Genomic DNA, 18003 nt, shown 5'->3' on the forward strand with positions numbered 1-18003 from the left:
TTCTAATATATTCGGACACAGTTTTTACCATCGCCTTTAGCTCGATACAAGGCGCTATCAGCTCGCCCTACCCAACTCTCAATACTCTCACCTTTAGAATATTGAGCAACCCCAAAGCTACTGGTCACAGCGTCAGGTAGGCCAAAGTCATAGTTTTCTATCGCCCCTCTAAACTTCTCAGCTATTGCACCAGCATCTTGCAAATCTGTTTCCAGCATCAAAAAAAGAAACTCTTCTCCACCCCAACGACCAAAGCGGTCAGTCTTACGCGACATACCGGACACTAACATGGTTAATTCAGTTAAAACCTTATCGCCTTTAACGTGACCATAGGTGTCATTAATCCCTTTAAAGTCATCTATATCAAAAAAGATCAACGATAACTTCCAGTCATGGCGTTTCGCCAACGAAGTAAATTCTTCGAGCTCAGTACGCAGTTTACCTCGACTCAAAACCCCTGTTAACGCATCCTTTTCAGCAATAGTCTTTAGCATTTTATTGTAAGAGAGCATATGCAGGTAGCGGTATAACCCGATACCTGCCAATACAGCAACGACCGCTAAAATCCCCCACAACAAGCGGTAATCAACAGAATGCTTATGTTCGATCTGAGCCCATCGTCGATAGATGTTTTTATGCTCTTCAGTAGAAATTGACGCGATTGACTTATTTATTGCATTCATCAAATAAGGAGAGCTATCCTGAACAACTGCGACGCTTATATCCCAGTTATCCCGTAATTGATCACTCAACACTATACTGTCTATCTTTTGGGAACGCAGAACATGAGTAATACTGGTATGCCCCCCCACGAAACCATCAATTTCTGCAGAAAGTAACATCCGAATACCCTCTCGATTTTCTCTGACCGGTACGATTGTCATACCCGGATAACGGTCACGCAAAATATCATGGAACGCAGATTTATCGACCACACCTATAGTCATATTAGGCAATGACTGCGCATCACTATCGGCCCTCAAAGCAACGACCGCAGGAACACTTAAATAGGGGCGAGAAAAGGCCAGATAGTTACTACGATTAATGGTTTGCATAGCACCAGCAATTACCTCACATCTGCCCGTTCTAGCAAACTGGATAGTTTCACTCCAGGTTTTTGTAGGTATGACCTCAAAGGGAATATTCAAGTTACCCAAGATTAACCTGAGGTAATCAGCCGCCATCCCTACATGCCCACCATTCTGGAAAGACTCGTACGGATACCAATTTGGATTAACACAGACCTTAACTTTGCCGCGATTTTGAATATAGGCCAATTCAGCTTGGCTTAGACGAAAAAGATTACTAGGTGGGCGGTAGACAAAATCAGAGAAGTCATAGCCAAGGAAAATACTACCAGTGATGAGATAGACCTGAGCCATCTCGTTGAATTTGTTCACCGATAACGTGCCAAAGTTACCATCCTTATCAAAGGCAACTTTTTTCAGCTCTTGCCCTTCAAAGACCAAGGCTTCGATACTTTTACCTTGAGAATTATAACTATCAAAAATAACTTGTGCAGTTTCTTGAATATTATCAAAGGCATACATCCAACCTTTCATCGAGGCACGATAAAACTTGTCGACGATTTCAGGCTTTTTTTCAATGTACTCCCGAGAAGTAAACAGAATATCTGAGTACATATCAAAACCGTAATCCTTAGGGTGGATAATATTGTACTCAACCCCCTGCTGATCCATTAGATAAGGCTCATTAGAAATATACGAGGCCATTGCATCCGTTTTGCCGTCGATAAGATCTTGTACGTTGTAACTATGTTGCTGCTGTTCAAAGTCCGAAATCGTAATACCTGCCTGCAACAGCATCGCAATAATTTCACCTACCTTTTTAGCATCATTGGTGATCATTATTTTGCGATCTTTTAGATCGGACGAGAGCAAAATACCTGAATCTTTTCGACTAAGGAGCATCAACGGCGATTGTTGATAAGCAGCAAACATTGCTACCACATCTGCACCAGCGTTTTTATCGATCAACAACGAGGTACGACCTACACCAAACTGGCTCTTTCCCGAGGTCACCTCTCCAACCAAATCAATACTAAAATCAAACTCTTTTAATGAAACATCTAAACCTTCTTCTGCATAAAAACCTTTTTCAATCGCCATGTAATAGCCAGCGAATTGAAATTGATGCTTCCATAACAACTGCAAACTTATTTGTTCTTGGGCGTGTACAGAGGTAACGACAAAGTACAATAAGATCACTCGAACAATAATGCCCATTGAGTATTCCTTAAACAACAGTAATGCGCTTTTCTAGTGTAGAACAGAGAAAAAGAATTAAAACTTAGGAAGTATAATTTATTGGAAATTCCATTATCAAATTAGATCAAAACTTATCCACTTTTTTGACCGGCCAACATACGCTTATTTCTTTATCGATCACACACTAACCGTATGAAAATCATACATTTTCTATAATAAATCATACAAAAAATGATCAACATCTAAATTAATATAAGATAATTTTAATTAATAGTTGTAATAAAACATTGAGCAGCTATAACTATAGTAACAGTGGATGTATGCAGTAGTTAGGTTACTGTTTGGTCTGTGGGGGACCGGCCAGGGATCTGAACAATACAAGTTCAAAGGCTCTAATAATTTTCTCACCGAAAGGTATGAGGACATATAATGTTATTAAGCGGTTTGAGCATTCGCACTAAGCTCGTTCTTACATCCATACTTCCGATTATTGCTGTAGCCATCATTATCGCCACCTCTCTAAATGAGCTAAAACAGGCCGACGATGGGGCAGCACGTATCTATGAAGACCGTGTGGTACCTCTAGAAGATTTAAAACTTATCGCAGATGATTATGCGGTTTTTGTTATCGACGCGGTTAACAAAGCTAATGCTGGGATCATGACCGGTGAAGAAGCTTTAAAAGGCGTTAAAGACGCACGAGCTGAGATTTCTGAAAAGTGGCAAAAATATATGGCCACAACTCTAACAGCTGAAGAGGAACAGCTAGCCAAAGAAGCTGAGACCTTATTTGTAGCTGCGAACCAATCCTTAGATAGCCTCGAAAAAGCTATGAGCGGTATGAGTAGCGGTTACATTGCCGGTCAATTACAGGATTTCGATGGTCCTCTATATGACACTATTGACCCGATTAGTGAAAAAATTGCAGAGCTTATTAGCCTTCAGCTACGCGTAGCCTCTGAAGAGCGCGAAACCATTAGCAATGCTTACGATACAGCAATCATTATCATGATCGCTTTAGGCGTAGCTGTTGTAGCTCTACTCGGCATCCTTAGTAAGTTAGTTTACCACTCTGTAAAAACCCCCCTAGATGCTTTAAGCAATTCGATGGATAAAGTAGCTAGCCAGTCAGATCTAACCGCCAATGTACCTGTACAAGGCAATGACGAACTCACTGAAATCAGCACTAACTTTAATAAAATGTTAGGCCACCAGCGTAAACTAATTGGTGATATTGGTAACGCCACTCAACAACTTGCGTCTGCTGCAGAACAGATGTCTTCAATCAGCTCACAAGCTAATCACAGCATTAATAATCAGCGGCTAGAAATTGAACAAGTGGCAAGTGCCATGAATGAGATGGTATCCACTTCTCAAGACGTAGCAACCAATGCAGAGCATGCGGATAGCCAAGCGAAAATGATGCTTGAGCAAGCTTCACAAGGTAACGAAATCGTATCAGCAGCAGTTTCCGCCACCAACTCGCTAGTAGGTAACGTTTCTCAGGTATCTGAACGTATTACTGCCGTTGAGAACGATAGTGAGAGCATCGGTTCTATCATTGGTGTAATCAATGACATCGCTGAACAAACCAACTTGCTAGCACTCAACGCAGCGATTGAGGCAGCACGTGCGGGTGATCAAGGTCGAGGCTTCGCCGTAGTAGCCGATGAAGTTAGAACACTAGCACAGCGTACTCAGCAATCCACAACTGAGATTGAAAATGCAATAGAGCGCCTTCAATCCGGTACACGGACTGCTGTATCAGCAATGGAACAGAGTCAACGCGAAGCTGAACAAGCGGGTAGCAAAGCATCTGAAGCTGGTGATGCATTACAGGGCATCTCTGAGGCAGTGGGTATGATTACCGATATGAATACTCATATCGCCTCTGCAAGTGAGGAGCAAACTAGCGTAGCCGAAGAGATCAACCGATCACTCGTTGCTATCAATGACGCATCGCAAGAATCCGCAGACGGTGCAACTCAGATCTCAGCAGCCAGCGAGCAATTATCTCGCCTATCTGTTGATCTGAATGGGAAAGTGAGTCAGTTCAAGATTTAATATCTCTGACTCAGCTGTTTAAAGCGCCCTTTAATGAGGGCGCTTTTTGTTTATAGGGAAGAACCATGCAACTGTTTAACGCCTATCACGCCCATATCTATTTCGATGAAAGCAGTTACGCCAAAGCCGAATCACTTGTACTAAAAGCGAGCGAAGCGTTAGAGGTTAAAGCAGGTAGGCTTCATCAAAAGCCTGTAGGCCCGCATCCAGTAGGCAGTTGCCAACTGAGTTTTACTGGCACCCAGTTCGCGGAAGTTGTCCAATGGCTGAATTACCATAGAGACAATCTAGATGTCCTTATTCACCCAGTGACTGGGGATGACCTTAAAGACCACCGTGATTACGTCATGTGGTTAGGAAAATCTTACGAAATAGATCTATCTATCTTTATTAAACGGCAGAAACAATCTAATCCAACGTCGCTATAAAAGCGCGCGCACGCTGCTTGCCAAGTTCGATAAGTGGCTCAGCTTTATGGAATTCCAAGATACCGCAGGCATTTCGAGGTATCTCAATTACGCCATCCGGCGGATACGCTGCTAGCTTCTGCCTAGCAATAGTTCCCTGCATGGTATCGAAGGCCTGATGGGCCACATCGTACATACTCAATGAGCGACCCTCCTCTTCATCTGACTTATATAGTTTTTCGACAAAGCTATGCACGCGCTCTTTGAAACTACGATCCGTTTCCTCTTCGTGCCTCTCCTCAATAAAGAGACCGTGCTCAACTGCGCCGCCTAAATTTACGGCAAAAATCTGATCGGTTTGATCATTAAAACAAGGCGCTATAGGAACCGGATTTAGAATACCGCCGTCCACTAGAAAAGAATCACGGTAAGGCACGGGAGAGAAAAACATCGGTAAAGAAATAGACGCCCGAATCGCATCAAAAAGTGATCCAGAGCTCATCCAAACCTCTTTTTCATCATCGATATCAGCAGCGATTGCAGTAAATCGAATAGGCAGATCTTCAATTTTCCAATCGCCGACTAACTGGACTAAGGTGTCCATTATCTTATCGCCCTTCACAAGGCCATCAGATCGCCAAGTCAAATCGAGCAAACTTAGGATATCCGTCTTATCAATCGCCCGGACCCAAGCCTCAAATTCAGCTAATTTGCCAGCAGCGTATACCCCACCAATCAAAGCGCCAATAGAACAACCGGAAATCGATTCAATCTTATATCCAGCTTGTTCCAGTTCATGAATAATACCTATATGAGCTAGACCCCTAGCACCACCGCTACCCAGTACTAACGAAATAGACTGATCTTTCATAAATTAAGCATTCCTTACCTTTTCATGTCCCCTGGCGACTACGCTAAGTCACAACAATTTAAGATCGCTAATGCACCGTACAGACCATACAAGGATCAAAAGACCGAACAATATGTTGAACTGACACCGGTTCTTTTTCTCCATCCTGCACAGGCGCGCCGACTAAAGCTTGTTCTAAAGCTCCCGGCACGGATTGGCTATCTCTCGGTGAGAAATTCCATGTCGTAGGCGCAATGATTTGATAATTACTGATCTTACCTTTTTCAACACTGATCCAGTGTCCTAGACTTCCTCGAGCAGCCTCAATCATACCTACTCCGGAACCCTCTTTTGGCAACTTTCCTTGATGACAAAAATCAGCCTGTGGATTCAGTTGCGCAGCCCATTTCTGCATCTGAGGGATCACCAATGCTAATTCCAACAGTCTCGCAATAATACGATTTTCAACATTACCACCAGAATGGTTTATAAGGTCAGTGATGAGTGGATGGCCATTAATAAGCTGACGTGAAAGTGCGCCAACTTCCATTACTTGGCGATTAAACCTTGGCGCTTTACACCAAGTGTACGCGTCTTCATTAGCTAACGACGGGTTCGTCTTACCCTCTTGAGGCGGTAATGGTTCAGGCTCGGATTCCATCCAAGAGTAAGCAAGGTCTTCAGTGATAGAACTTGGTGCTAATACGCCAGTTTCCCCATGGAAATTCACACCCGGTTTAAACATCGGTTTGCCCTGCAGCGGATAATTCCCATAACTTAAAAATTGATTAGTACTACGGCCTAAATTGCTCAGTTCCAAATCAGCACTTAAATGCAAGAACGTGCGGAAATCGCTCTGACTCCAATGCTCTTTTGAGTACCATTTTTCTAGCGCTGATAGAGAATCTAACTCACCCACCTCTTCTAGGTCAGCACCAAATAACTGCTCTTCAAGAAAGCCTCTAAACGCAGATAGAATGGTTAAGAGCCTAATTCTTTCTTGAGATTCGATTGGTTTCGTTGTCCCACCTGGTTGAAGACTTAAGGTATGTGGCCACTTACCAGCCATCAAGCCCATCAGATGTAGAAACTCAACACGAGCAGGTAGCATCGCGCGTGTTGCTGTGCCCGTTTTAGCTTTAAAGCGCTTACTCACAGCCTCAAACCAATCCTTACCTGCATAAATATCGCGACTAAAATCAGGCATAAAGAACAGATAAAAGTGCGTCAGGAGGTCCGTCATATTTTCGTTAGCTAACACGAGATTAGTCGCTAGCTCGCCATTCTCTGGCATTTCTAGCTGCATCATATCCGCTAATGCTCTGGCGCAAGCGACTGATTGACTTACCGAGCAGATACCACAGATACGTGGGGTATACACCAACGCATCCATCGGATTTTGCCCATGCATAATCCGTTCAAACCCTCTAAACATTGGAGAGTTCACTCGCGCCCCATTTACCTGTCCTTTGGCAATATCTAAGCTAACTTCCAGATCCCCTTCCACACGATTGAAAGGACCCACAACTATTCGGCTCATATCTAACTTTTTCTCTTATGGACTGTGGGTGGATAGATCAATGTTTCCGAAGTCGCATTCTTGCGCAAACGATCCGGCGTCGCCGCTTTTGAAAGGGAAGCTAAAGCGACAAACCAAGCTTTAGGCATATCTGTAGGTAACCCTACCGGAATACCGGCAACTTTAGGGGTCTGCATAAAACTATGCATAGGTTCTTCAAACTCGGGCGCTGTGCAATTAATGCAGGCATAGCCACCTTTGGTACATGAGCCCTCCCCATTCCAAGGACGGGTATTACAATCCGCATGCGCTTGGGTACCAAGGCACCCCATATTTTCCATCATGCAGCCTAGGTCGCCAGGGTTTTCCGCACTGGCTTTGTACTCATAGAATTCATTGCGACTGCAGCCATGATGCACCAAATGATCAGCATACATGCGCGGTCGACCAAATTGATCTACTGCCTCTTCTGAGTGCTCTCCTAACGCTAAGCTAATTAAGGTTTCTGTTACCCAATTAGGATGAACTGGGCAGCCAGATATATTGATCGTATTAAAACCAGAAACAGAGCGGTATTCAGCCCCTAAAATGCCACCAGGGACCTCCCCTTCAAACTGTAAACCTGCAGCATCTGTAATATTCTCGCCTGCTGCTGATATGCCGCCATAGGCCGCGCAAGAGCCAATCGCGATCGTATATTTTGCTTTCTGTGCTAATTTTTGGACCCAAGTCATCATCGACGTATTAGTGCCGCCTAACATATGAAAACGGCCCGTACCATCAGGGCCTCTGGGCACAGCCCCTTCAATACATAAAGCATCTAACTTAAGTTCATTTTCGAGGATTTTTTCTAAAAGCTCTGTTACTTCTGAACCAGTCTCTTCACTCAACGATGGGTGCCATAACAGATTAATATTGGCGGCTTTGAAGGTAGACATTAGATCAGGCGATTCAGCATTCAGGAGCGACATAGAGCAGCCACCACAACCTGCAGACTGAAGCCAAAGAAGATTAAACATCCTTCGCCTCCTCAGTTGGTAACACTAAAACAGCCATTGCCCCACCTTCATCACGGTTAAAGATGCGCAGTTCACCGCCGTGCTCCGAAACGATTCCATAACTAATCGACAAACCTAAGCCAGTCCCCTGACCGACAGGCTTAGTGGTAAAGAAGGGGTCAAACAAGCGAGATAGATCATCTTCACAAACTCCTGGCCCTGTATCGCTAACCTTAAATTCGACTCTGTCCTTAAATGATTCGGCCTCTAGGGTTAAACATTGCCGCTCACAACCTTGCATGGCATCAACGGCGTTTTGTACGAGGTTCACAACGACTTGGTGGATTTGGCCAGAATGCCCAACCGCTTTTAAGTCTGAAGGGATAAGATCAACAACCTCTACCGGCTGTTTACTCTCTTTAATAATCCAGTGCAGCGCCGTTCTGATCACATGCGTGAGATCAAACAAGGTTTTCTCAGACTCTTGAGTTGAAGAGAACTGCTTAAGGTCATTAACGATCTCTTTAACTCGATCCGCCCCTTCCATAGTGCCAGCCACCAACGAATTAAGATCACGAATTAATTTATCTAAACGTAATTCTTCACGCATCTCTTTGAGCTGGTCTCGAGGCTGCCCCTCGTTTATTGCATCAAAATACTGACTTAATCGATCAGTATAGCGCTGTAGTGCATGCATATTGCCATAGACAAAACTGATCGGGTTATTCAGCTCATGAGCTACACCGGCCACCAAGCGGCCTAGCGAGGCCATCTTTTCTGATTGCACCAAACGCTCTTGAGCCAACTTAAGCTCGGCATGGGCGCTATTTAGTTCGATATAGGCTTTTTGCAGCTCACCCAAAGGGCGGCCGATTAACACCATGCCCACTAATCGACCACGATGATTTTTACGTGGTGAGCAATTCATTGAAAGCGGTATAGAACCCTCCACCCCATGCAGTTCAATTTCGCAATCACGCACAGGCTGAACCCGTACCTGATTAATCAGTCCATTAACTTTTTGCAAAAAACGGGGATCAACTAGATCTGTAAAGTGATTGCCAACCAGCTCTTCACCTAACTTGCCTGTTAACATCTCTAAAGCGCGGTTAACTTGTTGTATCTGCCCTAAATGGTCACAAACAATCAGCACATCACTCATAGAGCTCTGAACACTATCCAGGAACTGCTTATTTTCTTGCAGTTCGGCATTCTTCTCTTCAACTTCTACTTGAGAATGCACAAGATCAGCATACGCTTCATCCATTTTTCGGATAACACTAACCCAAGCATCATCGACACCCGGATCAAGCTGCGGCGCATCGTTATTCTTATCTGACATAGCGGCTCTTTAACTCAAAACACTCGTGACCTTTAAACAGACGATACCTTTAAGATTCCTGTTCCTGCTGGCAAGTAAGGCAATATAGGGACTCAGGTCGTGCACTTAATCTCGCAAATGAAATCAACTCCCCGCAACCTTCACAAAATCCATATTCTTCATTATCTATTTTGTGCAAGGCGTCTTCGATCAGTTGAATGCGCTCTTGGCACTGACGCAAGTTTGCTTTCGCCATACTTTGCTGTTGCAATGCATCACCTCTAGATACACGGCCAAATGCTTGCTGATCGAGATTCACAGGTTCCGCAGCATGCTTGAGCGCAGAAGCTTCCTCACCTAGTTCATCACGCAACTGATGGAGCTGTTTAAGTAATGTATCTACTTGAGTTTCATCAATAAAATCAGCCATATACGCCTCATACGAATCCAGCTTCAATAAACCTAATATACAGTTTACGGTTTTAGCAATAATGCAGGTATTACTTATATTCTAAGGTCAGTACAGCGTGGCATAAATAATTCATATTAAAAAGACTGAATTACTACGAAAAGGAACAGGATTGAAAAGAGATAGGAAAGGAGGAATTGTGTAATCTCTACCGAAATACAGCAAAAGACTCTGCCATATTTCGATAGAAAAAGCTCAACGCTAGATTATTGAGCTAGAAGCACTTCAACCGCTTCTTTTAGAGTTGCTTCATCACAGTCAGTACAAGTGCCGCCTTTTGGCATAGCACCTTTACCCTGAATAACGGTCTGAACCATTGCATCAATGCCAGCCGCACTACGTTTATCCCACTCTGCCTTATCACCAGGTTTTGGTGCATTACCTACACCTGCCACATGACAGCCTTTGCAATGCTTATCGTAAACAGCTTGGCCGTCAGCCTGTACTCCGAAAGAAACAGCTACCAACAAGCCACAAGCGATACCCTGAACTAACTTACCCATAAATCCACCTCACTGAATTTTTAATTTTCATTCAACAGCAAATTCAATTAAAAATCCTTGATCCAGCGCATAAAGACTAAAAGGTCTGTTCAAATTTCAACAAATTCCATCCGATGGGTGAATTTTGGTGATACAACAATTTATGGTAGCGTTGAACCACTATAGGGATTAAGTGAGCTAATTGTGAAAGCGCAAACACTCCGCATATGGAACAGGCAATACCTCGCACCTGCGTTAATCAGCGCAATTATTACGCTATTTATCACTCTATTTATTAGCTATGAACAGGCTGAACAACACAAGCAACTCCAGCAACGTGATCTAAAAACCAAAGCTCGACAACTGTCTGAATGGCTCGATATCAACTACAGCATCATTAACAACGTACTGATCGATTTAGAAAAACTTAGCAATCAATGCAGCGAAGAGATCCTATTCGACATGCGCAGCATTATGTTTAACGTCGCCCCTGTTGTAGAGATGGGTATTATTGATGCTGATGGTCAGCTAATCTGCACAAGCTGGAAAAAACACGAAAAGCCTATCTTCGTCACACCTCCCCCAAGCCAACTCGGTTTACGCTTCCTAGGCCCCGTAAATGTCGAGTATATGAAACAACCGGCTTTTGTACTTGCGCGAAGTCTGAAACAAGGAGGGGAAGTTAACGCTCTCGTCAGAATTAGTTGGCTTAAGAACCAGTTACAGAACCGCTCTAGTGAACTTGGCTTTACCGGCCTAATCCATAGCGATACTGGGCGACCAATTATTATGAATGGACCTTATGCCAGGCCTCAATCTGGCTTGAAACTACCTATAGATCAACCCAAAGTAGTGGAAGCTGAATTTAATAACGGACTTGAGCAAGTTGCCGCCTATAGCCCACTTATTACCTTTCCTGAATTAAGCGTGGTTATAAGTGACGAGAAACAGATCATCTTTGGTGATCAAAGAAACTTAAGCATACAAGGCATTGCCCTATGTTTAAGCGTTTGGTTTCTGCTCACTCTACTTTTCCAATACCTTATTGTCTATTTATCAGACAGCGCCCACTTACTAAAAAAAGCGATCAAGCATGGTGAATTTTTCAACCTCTATCAGCCACTGATCAAAGCTTCAGATAAACAGATCATGGGCGTTGAGGTATTAATGCGCTGGCAACATCCAGCTGAAGGCTTAAAAAACCCTGTTACTTTTATCCCAGAAGCAGAAGAAAAAGGATTTATAAACAAGATGACTTCACAGCAGCTTAAAAACTGCTACGACGAGTTACGCCCTATCCTACTAAGCCATCCAGACTTCATAGTAACCATCAATATATCCTCAAATCATCTACTAGACGCTAAATCAGTACGAGAGCTAATCCACTACAAAACCCTCATTCCTAACTTGGTTCTAGAAGTTACGGAAGATGTATTGGTCGATGGTGCAGACGATCGAATTCAGAAAGCCTTTATCAAATTAACGGCAGCAAGTATCGAAATCGCTATAGATGATTTTGGCACTGGCTACTGTGGCCTGCATTACCTCGGCCAACTACCGGTTAAATACCTAAAAGCGGACAAATGCTTTATCGCATCCATCGGGACTGATTCGATCAATAGTCATATATTAGAGATGATTGTAAGTTTGGCGAAGAAGCTAGATCTAATCACTATCGCAGAAGGCGTAGAAACACCACACCAAGTTGCCCATTTAGATAAACTCGGTATCGAAATACACCAAGGCTGGCATTACAGTAGAGCCATACCTGCCCATGAACTACTTCAGCTGATTAAGATTTCCGAACAACGATCAAAGCGGGATATTGAAATCGAAGAAGAAGCCACTTGTTAGGTGTAGAACTATCACTGTAGGCGCCAAAACTGGTCTCTTTTTGAATGGGTGTAGACATACGCCCTACATCCCAAAACAATGCCTTTAGACTAAATCCCGCCCCCTTTCATCGAAAATTTCGAAGTAATACGCCGATAAAAACTGTTCAAAACAGATTTATTCTAAGTAAATATACTCCAAACAACATCAGAACATTGGAGTGTAGTCATGAAAGCCATTTTGAAATATCCATTAGAACTCTCTGACAAAACCCAAACTCTGACCCTAAGAGAAGGTTTTAAACCCGTTAGATTTGAGTATGTTATTTCGGATCAATCACTTTACTTATGGGTCGAAGAGCCACTACTCAGCTCCATCCCTTCACAACGTTTTAATTTCAAAGTAAAAAGAACGGGCGAGCCTGTAAATGATCAGTTCTCTTATCTGTTAACCGCTCTAGATTCTTTTGGTCCAGAGGCTTATCACCTGTTCATGGTAGAAGAAGACAAGGTAACTGAATCTAGACATAAACCAACTGTGTTAAAAACAGTTCAGCATTCCATTGCCTCTTAAGCACTTCCCCTTTTGATGAGGGTTATACTTACCAATCATCTCTGAGTTCACTACCAAGGGTGAAACCAATTTATGAGTAAGTACAACCTTCGTCATCTTTATTTCTTTTGGCTAGTCGCTAAGGAAGGATCGATAGCCAAAGCCAGTGAGATTGCAGATTTAACGCCGCAAACAATAAGCAGCCAAATTTCTTCTCTAGAAGAATCCATTGGTGGTCTGCTGTTCAAGCGAAAAGGCCGAAACTTACTTATTACCCCTTTAGGCAAGCAAGTCGCTCGATACGCCGATCAAATGTTCAGCATTGCAGAGGAACTAGATCGTTTTCTGGAGGAAAAGCCACAAAACAGACCTACAAACTTAAACGTTGGCATATCATCTTCGATCCATAAACTCATAGCCTATCACCTTATCGAACCTGTATTTGACATTGATCAGGAAGTAACACTAAACAGCACAACCGGAATCCCCGCTCAACTGCTAACACTGTTAAGCCAGAAAAAGATCGATCTACTACTGACTGACGAACTCCCTGAATACAATTCAGATTCCAATCTGTTCATCTATAAACTCGATTCATCGACCGTATCATTGTTTGCAGAGCCTAAAAAAGCAGCCGAGCTACGCGAGAACTTCCCCATCAGTATGGATAAAGAAACCTTCTTATCCAATGCAATTAATGCCCCTTGGTTTGCCCAACTAATTCAGTGGTTTGAAGAACACCAAATAAGGCCATATGTAAAAGCACAAATTGATGACAGTGCGTTAATTAAAGTCTTCGGGTCTAAAGGACATGGGGTGTTTGCTGCACCTACAGTAATAGCTGAAGAAGTCTGCCGCCAATATAGCGTTGAGTGTATTGCTGAAATTACCGAGGTAACTGATGACCTCTACGGAATTACACGCAGAAGCAGCTCAAGTAACCCAACGATCAACGCCATATGTAAACGAGATACGTCTCTACAAATCTAAAATTCCCGATAATCCACAGTAGTGATCACAAATCAGCTAACGCATACCTGCTAAGTTTTAACTAAGTTTCATTTATTACTCTATGCTCAGAGCTTGGCCCCCAAGCGTATAAATTCTAATTAAACATAGAGAGAAAATGTCATGTCATCGACAAATTATTCCGCCGCAAAGGGTGCTTCTAAATCTCATGTCGAGGCCAATATAAAGCTAGATGAATGCAAAGGTCACTGGAGTTGGGCAAACATAACTGCAATGGCTCTTGGATTTATTGTCTTTCCCATCTTAGGGCTAGCAATTTTGCTATGGACAATATTAGGTAATCCTATTCAGGAACTGCCAAGTTGGACACGAAAGAAATGGCAGCAACTTTTACGCTTTCGCTCGACTGTTGAAAACAAAGAAACTAACAACAGTGTATTTAACGAATTCCAACAAACCCAATATGAAAGCATTAGTAGAATGAAAGAAAAGATAAATAGACGCGAAGATGCTTTCCGGACGTTTAGAGCAGATGCAAAGCGTCGTGAAGATCAACAGGAATTTGATGCATTTATGTCCAATCTGAGTAAATCAGATAAAGATGATAGCTAGCTCTCATTAACACCACCGCCTAATGCGCGGTGGTTTTGAGGTAATTAAGCTTTAATAACCAATAAGTTTGTTGGTTTAAGAGATATACAGTTATCCTGAGATCAATGCTTTCTAAAATAGGTTAAGAAGCATGAGCTCTAGATTAAAGAGAAATAATGGTTAACAGATGAAACTGCTGCTGATTGAAGATGATCCGCTGATTGGGCATGGTGTTTCCCAAGCAATGACGGAGTCCAATCAAAATATTGAATGGATTCAACAAGCTGCGGGCGCTTTGGACTTACTGAAATCTGGTGACTATGACGCCTTGCTACTTGACCTAGGGTTACCTGATCTAGATGGTTTCGAAATTTTGCGTCAAATCCGTCAAGCAGGTTTAGGTATCCCAGTTATTATCATTACTGCCCGAGATGGAGTCGACGATAGAATTAATGGGTTGGACCTAGGTGCAGACGATTATCTCATCAAGCCCTTCTCAATAGCAGAATTGCAAGCACGTTTGCGCGCGATTAGCCGTCGAAACCAAGGAGCTGGTACTCCAGTACTTGAAACCTCAAGTATGAAGTTAGATGTGAAGAACGCTACCGTCATCGTTGAAAGGGAAACATACCAACTGTCTGCTCGAGAATTCGCTTTGCTAGAAACCTTAATGATGCGAGCAGGGCAAACGTTTAACCGCGAACAATTGGAATCAAAAGTTTATGGTTTGGATGATGATATCGCTAGCAACGCGATTGAGTTCATCATTCATGGTCTACGTAAAAAATTGGGCAAAGGCAGCATTAAGAATATTCGAGGACTTGGTTGGATGGTGCAACCTTGAAACATTCAGCCTTAAAACACACATCCTTACAACGTGACCTTAGAAAATGGTTACTGATTTTAGTCGCCACCTTTTGCGTCGTCGGTTCTTTAATCTCTTTTGCTGCCGCATATATCCAAGCAAAAGAGCTCCAAGATGACCTTTTAGAGCAAATCGCTACTTGGCTGCAAGCAGGCAATTCTATTAACACACAGTCACTAAGATATGATTTAGATGATGAGTCTATCGTCGTCCAATCCTTAGCAGTTACCCAGCCATTACAATTTCCAACCGATCTAGAATCGGGCCTTGGCTATGTAGATATTAATGAGGCTACTTGGCGCATTTTAGTCGTGCAACATCAAGATCAGTTGTACGCGATTGCTCAAGAGACGGATATCCGTGAAAAGCTGGCTTTAAGCAGCGCCCTCGCCTCTGCTATCCCCATGCTGCTGTTATCCCTATCTTTGTTAGTTGGGCTTCAAATCATCATAAAAAGACTGTTACGGCCAATTAATCAGTTAGCAGCAGAGGTAAACCAACGGGATAGTGATGATCTGACCCGATTACACACCGATCATGTGCCTGAAGAAATAACACCCTTTATTCATGCTATTAACCGATTAATGGGGAGAGTTGAACAAGGTATTAAACGCCAACAACGCTTTATTGCTGATGCTGCACACGAGTTAAGAACACCTGTCTCTGGGTTAAGCATTCAAGCTGAAAATTTACAAAATAATAAACAAGCCGATGTCTCCAACTTACGTTCTGGATTAAACCGCTTACAGTCTCTGGTCGAGCAATTGCTGAACTTAGCCCGATTACAAGCTGATACACCAACACGTGAAGAGGTCATTTCAGTGAACGAGTTACTGCAAGATGTCGTTATCAGCCTGCACCCCATAGCAGATCGAAAAGAACAGGACCTTGGGGTGGAAAAAATAGAAACCATAAAGATTACCAATAGGGATAACCACTTATGGCATATTTTTCAGAACGCCATCAGCAATGCCATTGAGTATTCTCCTGAGGGGAAGACAATCAATGTTTCTCTGTATGAAGAAGACAACCAGCTTGTATTTATTGTTGATGATAATGGTCCAGGTATTGATTCTGAAACCATGAAACATGTCTTTGAGCCGTTCCATCGCGGTCGGTCCCATGCCAATAAAAGCAACGGTCTAGGTCTGGCGATCTGCGAAGAAATTTCGCGAAAAAACAGAGGACGTTTAATTCTGGAAAACCTTGATCAAGGCGGTATGCGATTCCGTTATCAGCAGCCTTTATCTTAGGCTGTCTAGCCGCCTGCTCTAGCCCAGCGGCAAAAGAAGATAAGCTACGCCACTTATATTTAACGCCCTAAGTCTCTCCTAAGTTTGATTATTTACCATACCCTTATTGCCAGCATATGGCGTCATCTAAACATAGAACTATTTCTTCCAAGGCGTTGAAACTCATGACCAAAAAAGAGCTGTTACTGCTAATAGGCCTTACAGGCCTAGCTTTTGCTGAATTCTATTACATGAAAGATTTCAGCGTTTCTCTATACGGCCCACCGAACATCTCTAAAGGCGAATTAGCCTTCAATGTAAATTGCGCTGCATGCCATGGAGAAAAGGGGCTGGGGGATGGAATCATGTCGAAAGCGATCGCTATCAAGCCCGACAATATCTATCAGGAATTGACCGACCCTTTCAGCTTTAAGGCTGAATTAATTAATTCAGTTTTGGATGGAGATATAAGCCAAGATGGGGTTATGCCGGCATTTAGAGGAGCTCTAACGGTAGAACAAATAAACGATATTTTTGGTTACATTGTTCACATCAATGAAGCCGAGTCTTAGGTTATGCATTCCAGACAAATCTACACGCCTTTGACAATCGGCTCATTCTTTATTGCATCAATCACTGGCGTACTGATGTTGTTCGAGCTTTCCTCAGGCGGTATTCGCGCCACTCACGAATGGATGAGCCTGTTATTCGTAGTCGCTAGCTCATTTCATATTTATGCCAATAAACGGCCTTTTATAAAGTGCTTTGCCAGTACGCCTCTGCTCATTATCATCGTTTCAGTTTTAAGCGGGATCTCACTCTATGCTGTTTCTTTTAATGATCTCTATGCAGCAAAAGCATCCTTCCAGCTTTTAACCGATATAGAGAGCTCTACTCTTCTTCCTATACTCGATATAAGCCATGAAGAATTTTTAGTCAGACTAACAACTATCGGGATAACTGAATTGAAACCTGAGCAATCACTGTATGAAATTGCTCAACTTCACGATAGAGATGTCCATGACATACTAGAGCTTCTGGTCAGTCCATAGTGAATACTGTATTCGAGACGATACAATCAAAAAAGCCCCTGCTAATCAGCAAGGGCTTTTTAAATGAGAGCTAACTTAGGCTTAGTAAGTCACGCGAGCAGTACCTGCACGGGTTAGCACCCTTACACGATCGCCTGCTGCGAAGGCTGGTCCACCGTCCATCTCTTGAACGATAGATACCATATTGCCATTGTCTAAGCGCACAGTGATCTCCTGTCCTTGTGCACGTGTTAGCATCTCTTCTGCTTTTTTACCTGCGACACCACCAGCAACTGCACCTAATACCGTTGCGATATCTTTACCGCTGCCACCACCAACATTGCTGGCTGCGATGCCACCCACTACAGCACCTGTAGCACCACCGACTACACCAGCGGTTCCTTCAATAACTACAGGAATGGCAGATTGCACAACACCGTACTGAACTTGCTGAACTTGGCGTGCTTCACTACGCGAATAGGTTGTACCGCTTAAATTACTTACACAACCACTTAGTGTTAGCGCACATAGCATTGTCACAACAACTGCATACTTACTCATAGGTGTATCCTCTTACCTGATCTTCATATCA

Annotated in this window: 18 protein-coding genes; 10 read left to right on the top strand and 8 right to left on the bottom strand. The window is 43.1% G+C overall.

Features of this window, described 5'->3' with window-relative positions; all coding sequences use genetic code 11:
- Positions 1-2: 2 nt before the first annotated feature.
- Positions 3-2246, bottom strand: a complete 2244-nt coding sequence (locus tag ACMXYS_RS11210) for an ABC transporter substrate-binding protein (RefSeq protein WP_415896545.1) — start codon at positions 2244-2246, stop codon at positions 3-5.
- A 411-nt stretch (positions 2247-2657) separates the two neighbouring features.
- On the opposite strand from ACMXYS_RS11210, the gene ACMXYS_RS11215 reads away from it, so the two are divergent.
- On the top strand, positions 2658-4292 hold the full coding sequence (locus tag ACMXYS_RS11215; RefSeq protein ID WP_415883962.1) for a methyl-accepting chemotaxis protein: 1635 nt from the start codon (positions 2658-2660) through the stop codon (positions 4290-4292).
- A 65-nt stretch (positions 4293-4357) separates the two neighbouring features.
- Positions 4358-4720 carry a DOPA 4,5-dioxygenase family protein gene (locus ACMXYS_RS11220; protein WP_415896546.1) on the top strand — a complete coding sequence of 121 codons (363 nt, stop codon included), beginning with the start codon at positions 4358-4360 and terminating at the stop codon, positions 4718-4720.
- Here ACMXYS_RS11220 and ACMXYS_RS11225 read toward each other — a convergent pair.
- The 6 genes from ACMXYS_RS11225 to ACMXYS_RS11250 all read right to left on the bottom strand — a co-directional run bounded on the left by ACMXYS_RS11225 (position 4701) and on the right by ACMXYS_RS11250 (position 10359).
- Positions 4701-5570, bottom strand: a complete 870-nt coding sequence (locus ACMXYS_RS11225; protein ID WP_415896547.1) for a patatin-like phospholipase family protein — start codon at positions 5568-5570, stop codon at positions 4701-4703. The genes ACMXYS_RS11220 and ACMXYS_RS11225 overlap by 20 nt on opposite strands.
- 67 nt (positions 5571-5637) lie before the next feature.
- Positions 5638-7089 (bottom strand): nickel-dependent hydrogenase large subunit, encoded by a 1452-nt coding sequence (locus tag ACMXYS_RS11230; protein ID WP_415896548.1) that lies wholly within the window; start codon positions 7087-7089, stop codon positions 5638-5640.
- A 2-nt stretch (positions 7090-7091) separates the two neighbouring features.
- Positions 7092-8087, bottom strand: a complete 996-nt coding sequence (locus tag ACMXYS_RS11235; RefSeq protein WP_415896549.1) for a HupU protein — start codon at positions 8085-8087, stop codon at positions 7092-7094.
- Positions 8080-9408: an ATP-binding protein gene (locus ACMXYS_RS11240; RefSeq protein WP_415896550.1), complete on the bottom strand. Its 1329-nt coding sequence runs from the start codon at positions 9406-9408 to the stop codon at positions 8080-8082. The genes ACMXYS_RS11235 and ACMXYS_RS11240 overlap by 8 nt, the downstream gene beginning before the upstream one ends.
- Positions 9409-9457: 49 nt before the next feature.
- Complete coding sequence (locus tag ACMXYS_RS11245; RefSeq protein WP_415896551.1) at positions 9458-9817, bottom strand: TraR/DksA family transcriptional regulator; 360 nt, start codon at positions 9815-9817, stop codon at positions 9458-9460.
- 245 nt (positions 9818-10062) lie between these two features.
- Complete coding sequence (locus tag ACMXYS_RS11250) at positions 10063-10359, bottom strand: c-type cytochrome (RefSeq protein WP_415896552.1); 297 nt, start codon at positions 10357-10359, stop codon at positions 10063-10065.
- Positions 10360-10542: 183 nt separating this feature from the next.
- Here ACMXYS_RS11250 and ACMXYS_RS11255 point away from each other — a divergent pair, with 183 nt between their 5' ends.
- From ACMXYS_RS11255 to ACMXYS_RS11290, 8 genes are all read left to right on the top strand, one after another.
- Positions 10543-12192, top strand: a complete 1650-nt coding sequence (locus ACMXYS_RS11255) for an EAL domain-containing protein (protein WP_415896553.1) — start codon at positions 10543-10545, stop codon at positions 12190-12192.
- 207 nt (positions 12193-12399) lie between these two features.
- Positions 12400-12744 carry a hypothetical protein gene (locus ACMXYS_RS11260; protein WP_415896554.1) on the top strand — a complete coding sequence of 115 codons (345 nt, stop codon included), beginning with the start codon at positions 12400-12402 and terminating at the stop codon, positions 12742-12744.
- A 72-nt stretch (positions 12745-12816) separates the two neighbouring features.
- A complete protein-coding gene (locus tag ACMXYS_RS11265; protein ID WP_415896555.1) occupies positions 12817-13713 on the top strand; it encodes a LysR family transcriptional regulator in 897 nt (298 codons plus the stop codon).
- A gap of 141 nt (positions 13714-13854) precedes the next feature.
- On the top strand, positions 13855-14304 hold the full coding sequence (locus ACMXYS_RS11270; RefSeq protein ID WP_415896556.1) for a DUF2852 domain-containing protein: 450 nt from the start codon (positions 13855-13857) through the stop codon (positions 14302-14304).
- Positions 14305-14470: 166 nt separating this feature from the next.
- Positions 14471-15127 (top strand): response regulator, encoded by a 657-nt coding sequence (locus ACMXYS_RS11275; protein WP_415896557.1) that lies wholly within the window; start codon positions 14471-14473, stop codon positions 15125-15127.
- On the top strand, positions 15124-16401 hold the full coding sequence (locus tag ACMXYS_RS11280) for a sensor histidine kinase (RefSeq protein ID WP_415896558.1): 1278 nt from the start codon (positions 15124-15126) through the stop codon (positions 16399-16401). The genes ACMXYS_RS11275 and ACMXYS_RS11280 overlap by 4 nt, the downstream gene beginning before the upstream one ends.
- 164 nt (positions 16402-16565) lie before the next feature.
- On the top strand, positions 16566-16952 hold the full coding sequence (locus ACMXYS_RS11285) for a c-type cytochrome (protein ID WP_415896559.1): 387 nt from the start codon (positions 16566-16568) through the stop codon (positions 16950-16952).
- Between the two features lie 3 nt (positions 16953-16955).
- Entirely contained in the window at positions 16956-17432 is a 477-nt protein-coding gene (locus tag ACMXYS_RS11290) for a DUF4405 domain-containing protein (protein WP_415896560.1), read from the top strand.
- A gap of 81 nt (positions 17433-17513) precedes the next feature.
- Here ACMXYS_RS11290 and ACMXYS_RS11295 read toward each other — a convergent pair whose 3' ends face one another.
- On the bottom strand, positions 17514-17972 hold the full coding sequence (locus ACMXYS_RS11295; RefSeq protein ID WP_415896561.1) for a glycine zipper 2TM domain-containing protein: 459 nt from the start codon (positions 17970-17972) through the stop codon (positions 17514-17516).
- Positions 17973-18003: the final 31 nt, after the last annotated feature.

The organism is Neptuniibacter sp. QD57_21 (assembly GCF_047778075.1).
GTDB lineage: Bacteria > Pseudomonadota > Gammaproteobacteria > Pseudomonadales > Balneatricaceae > Neptuniibacter.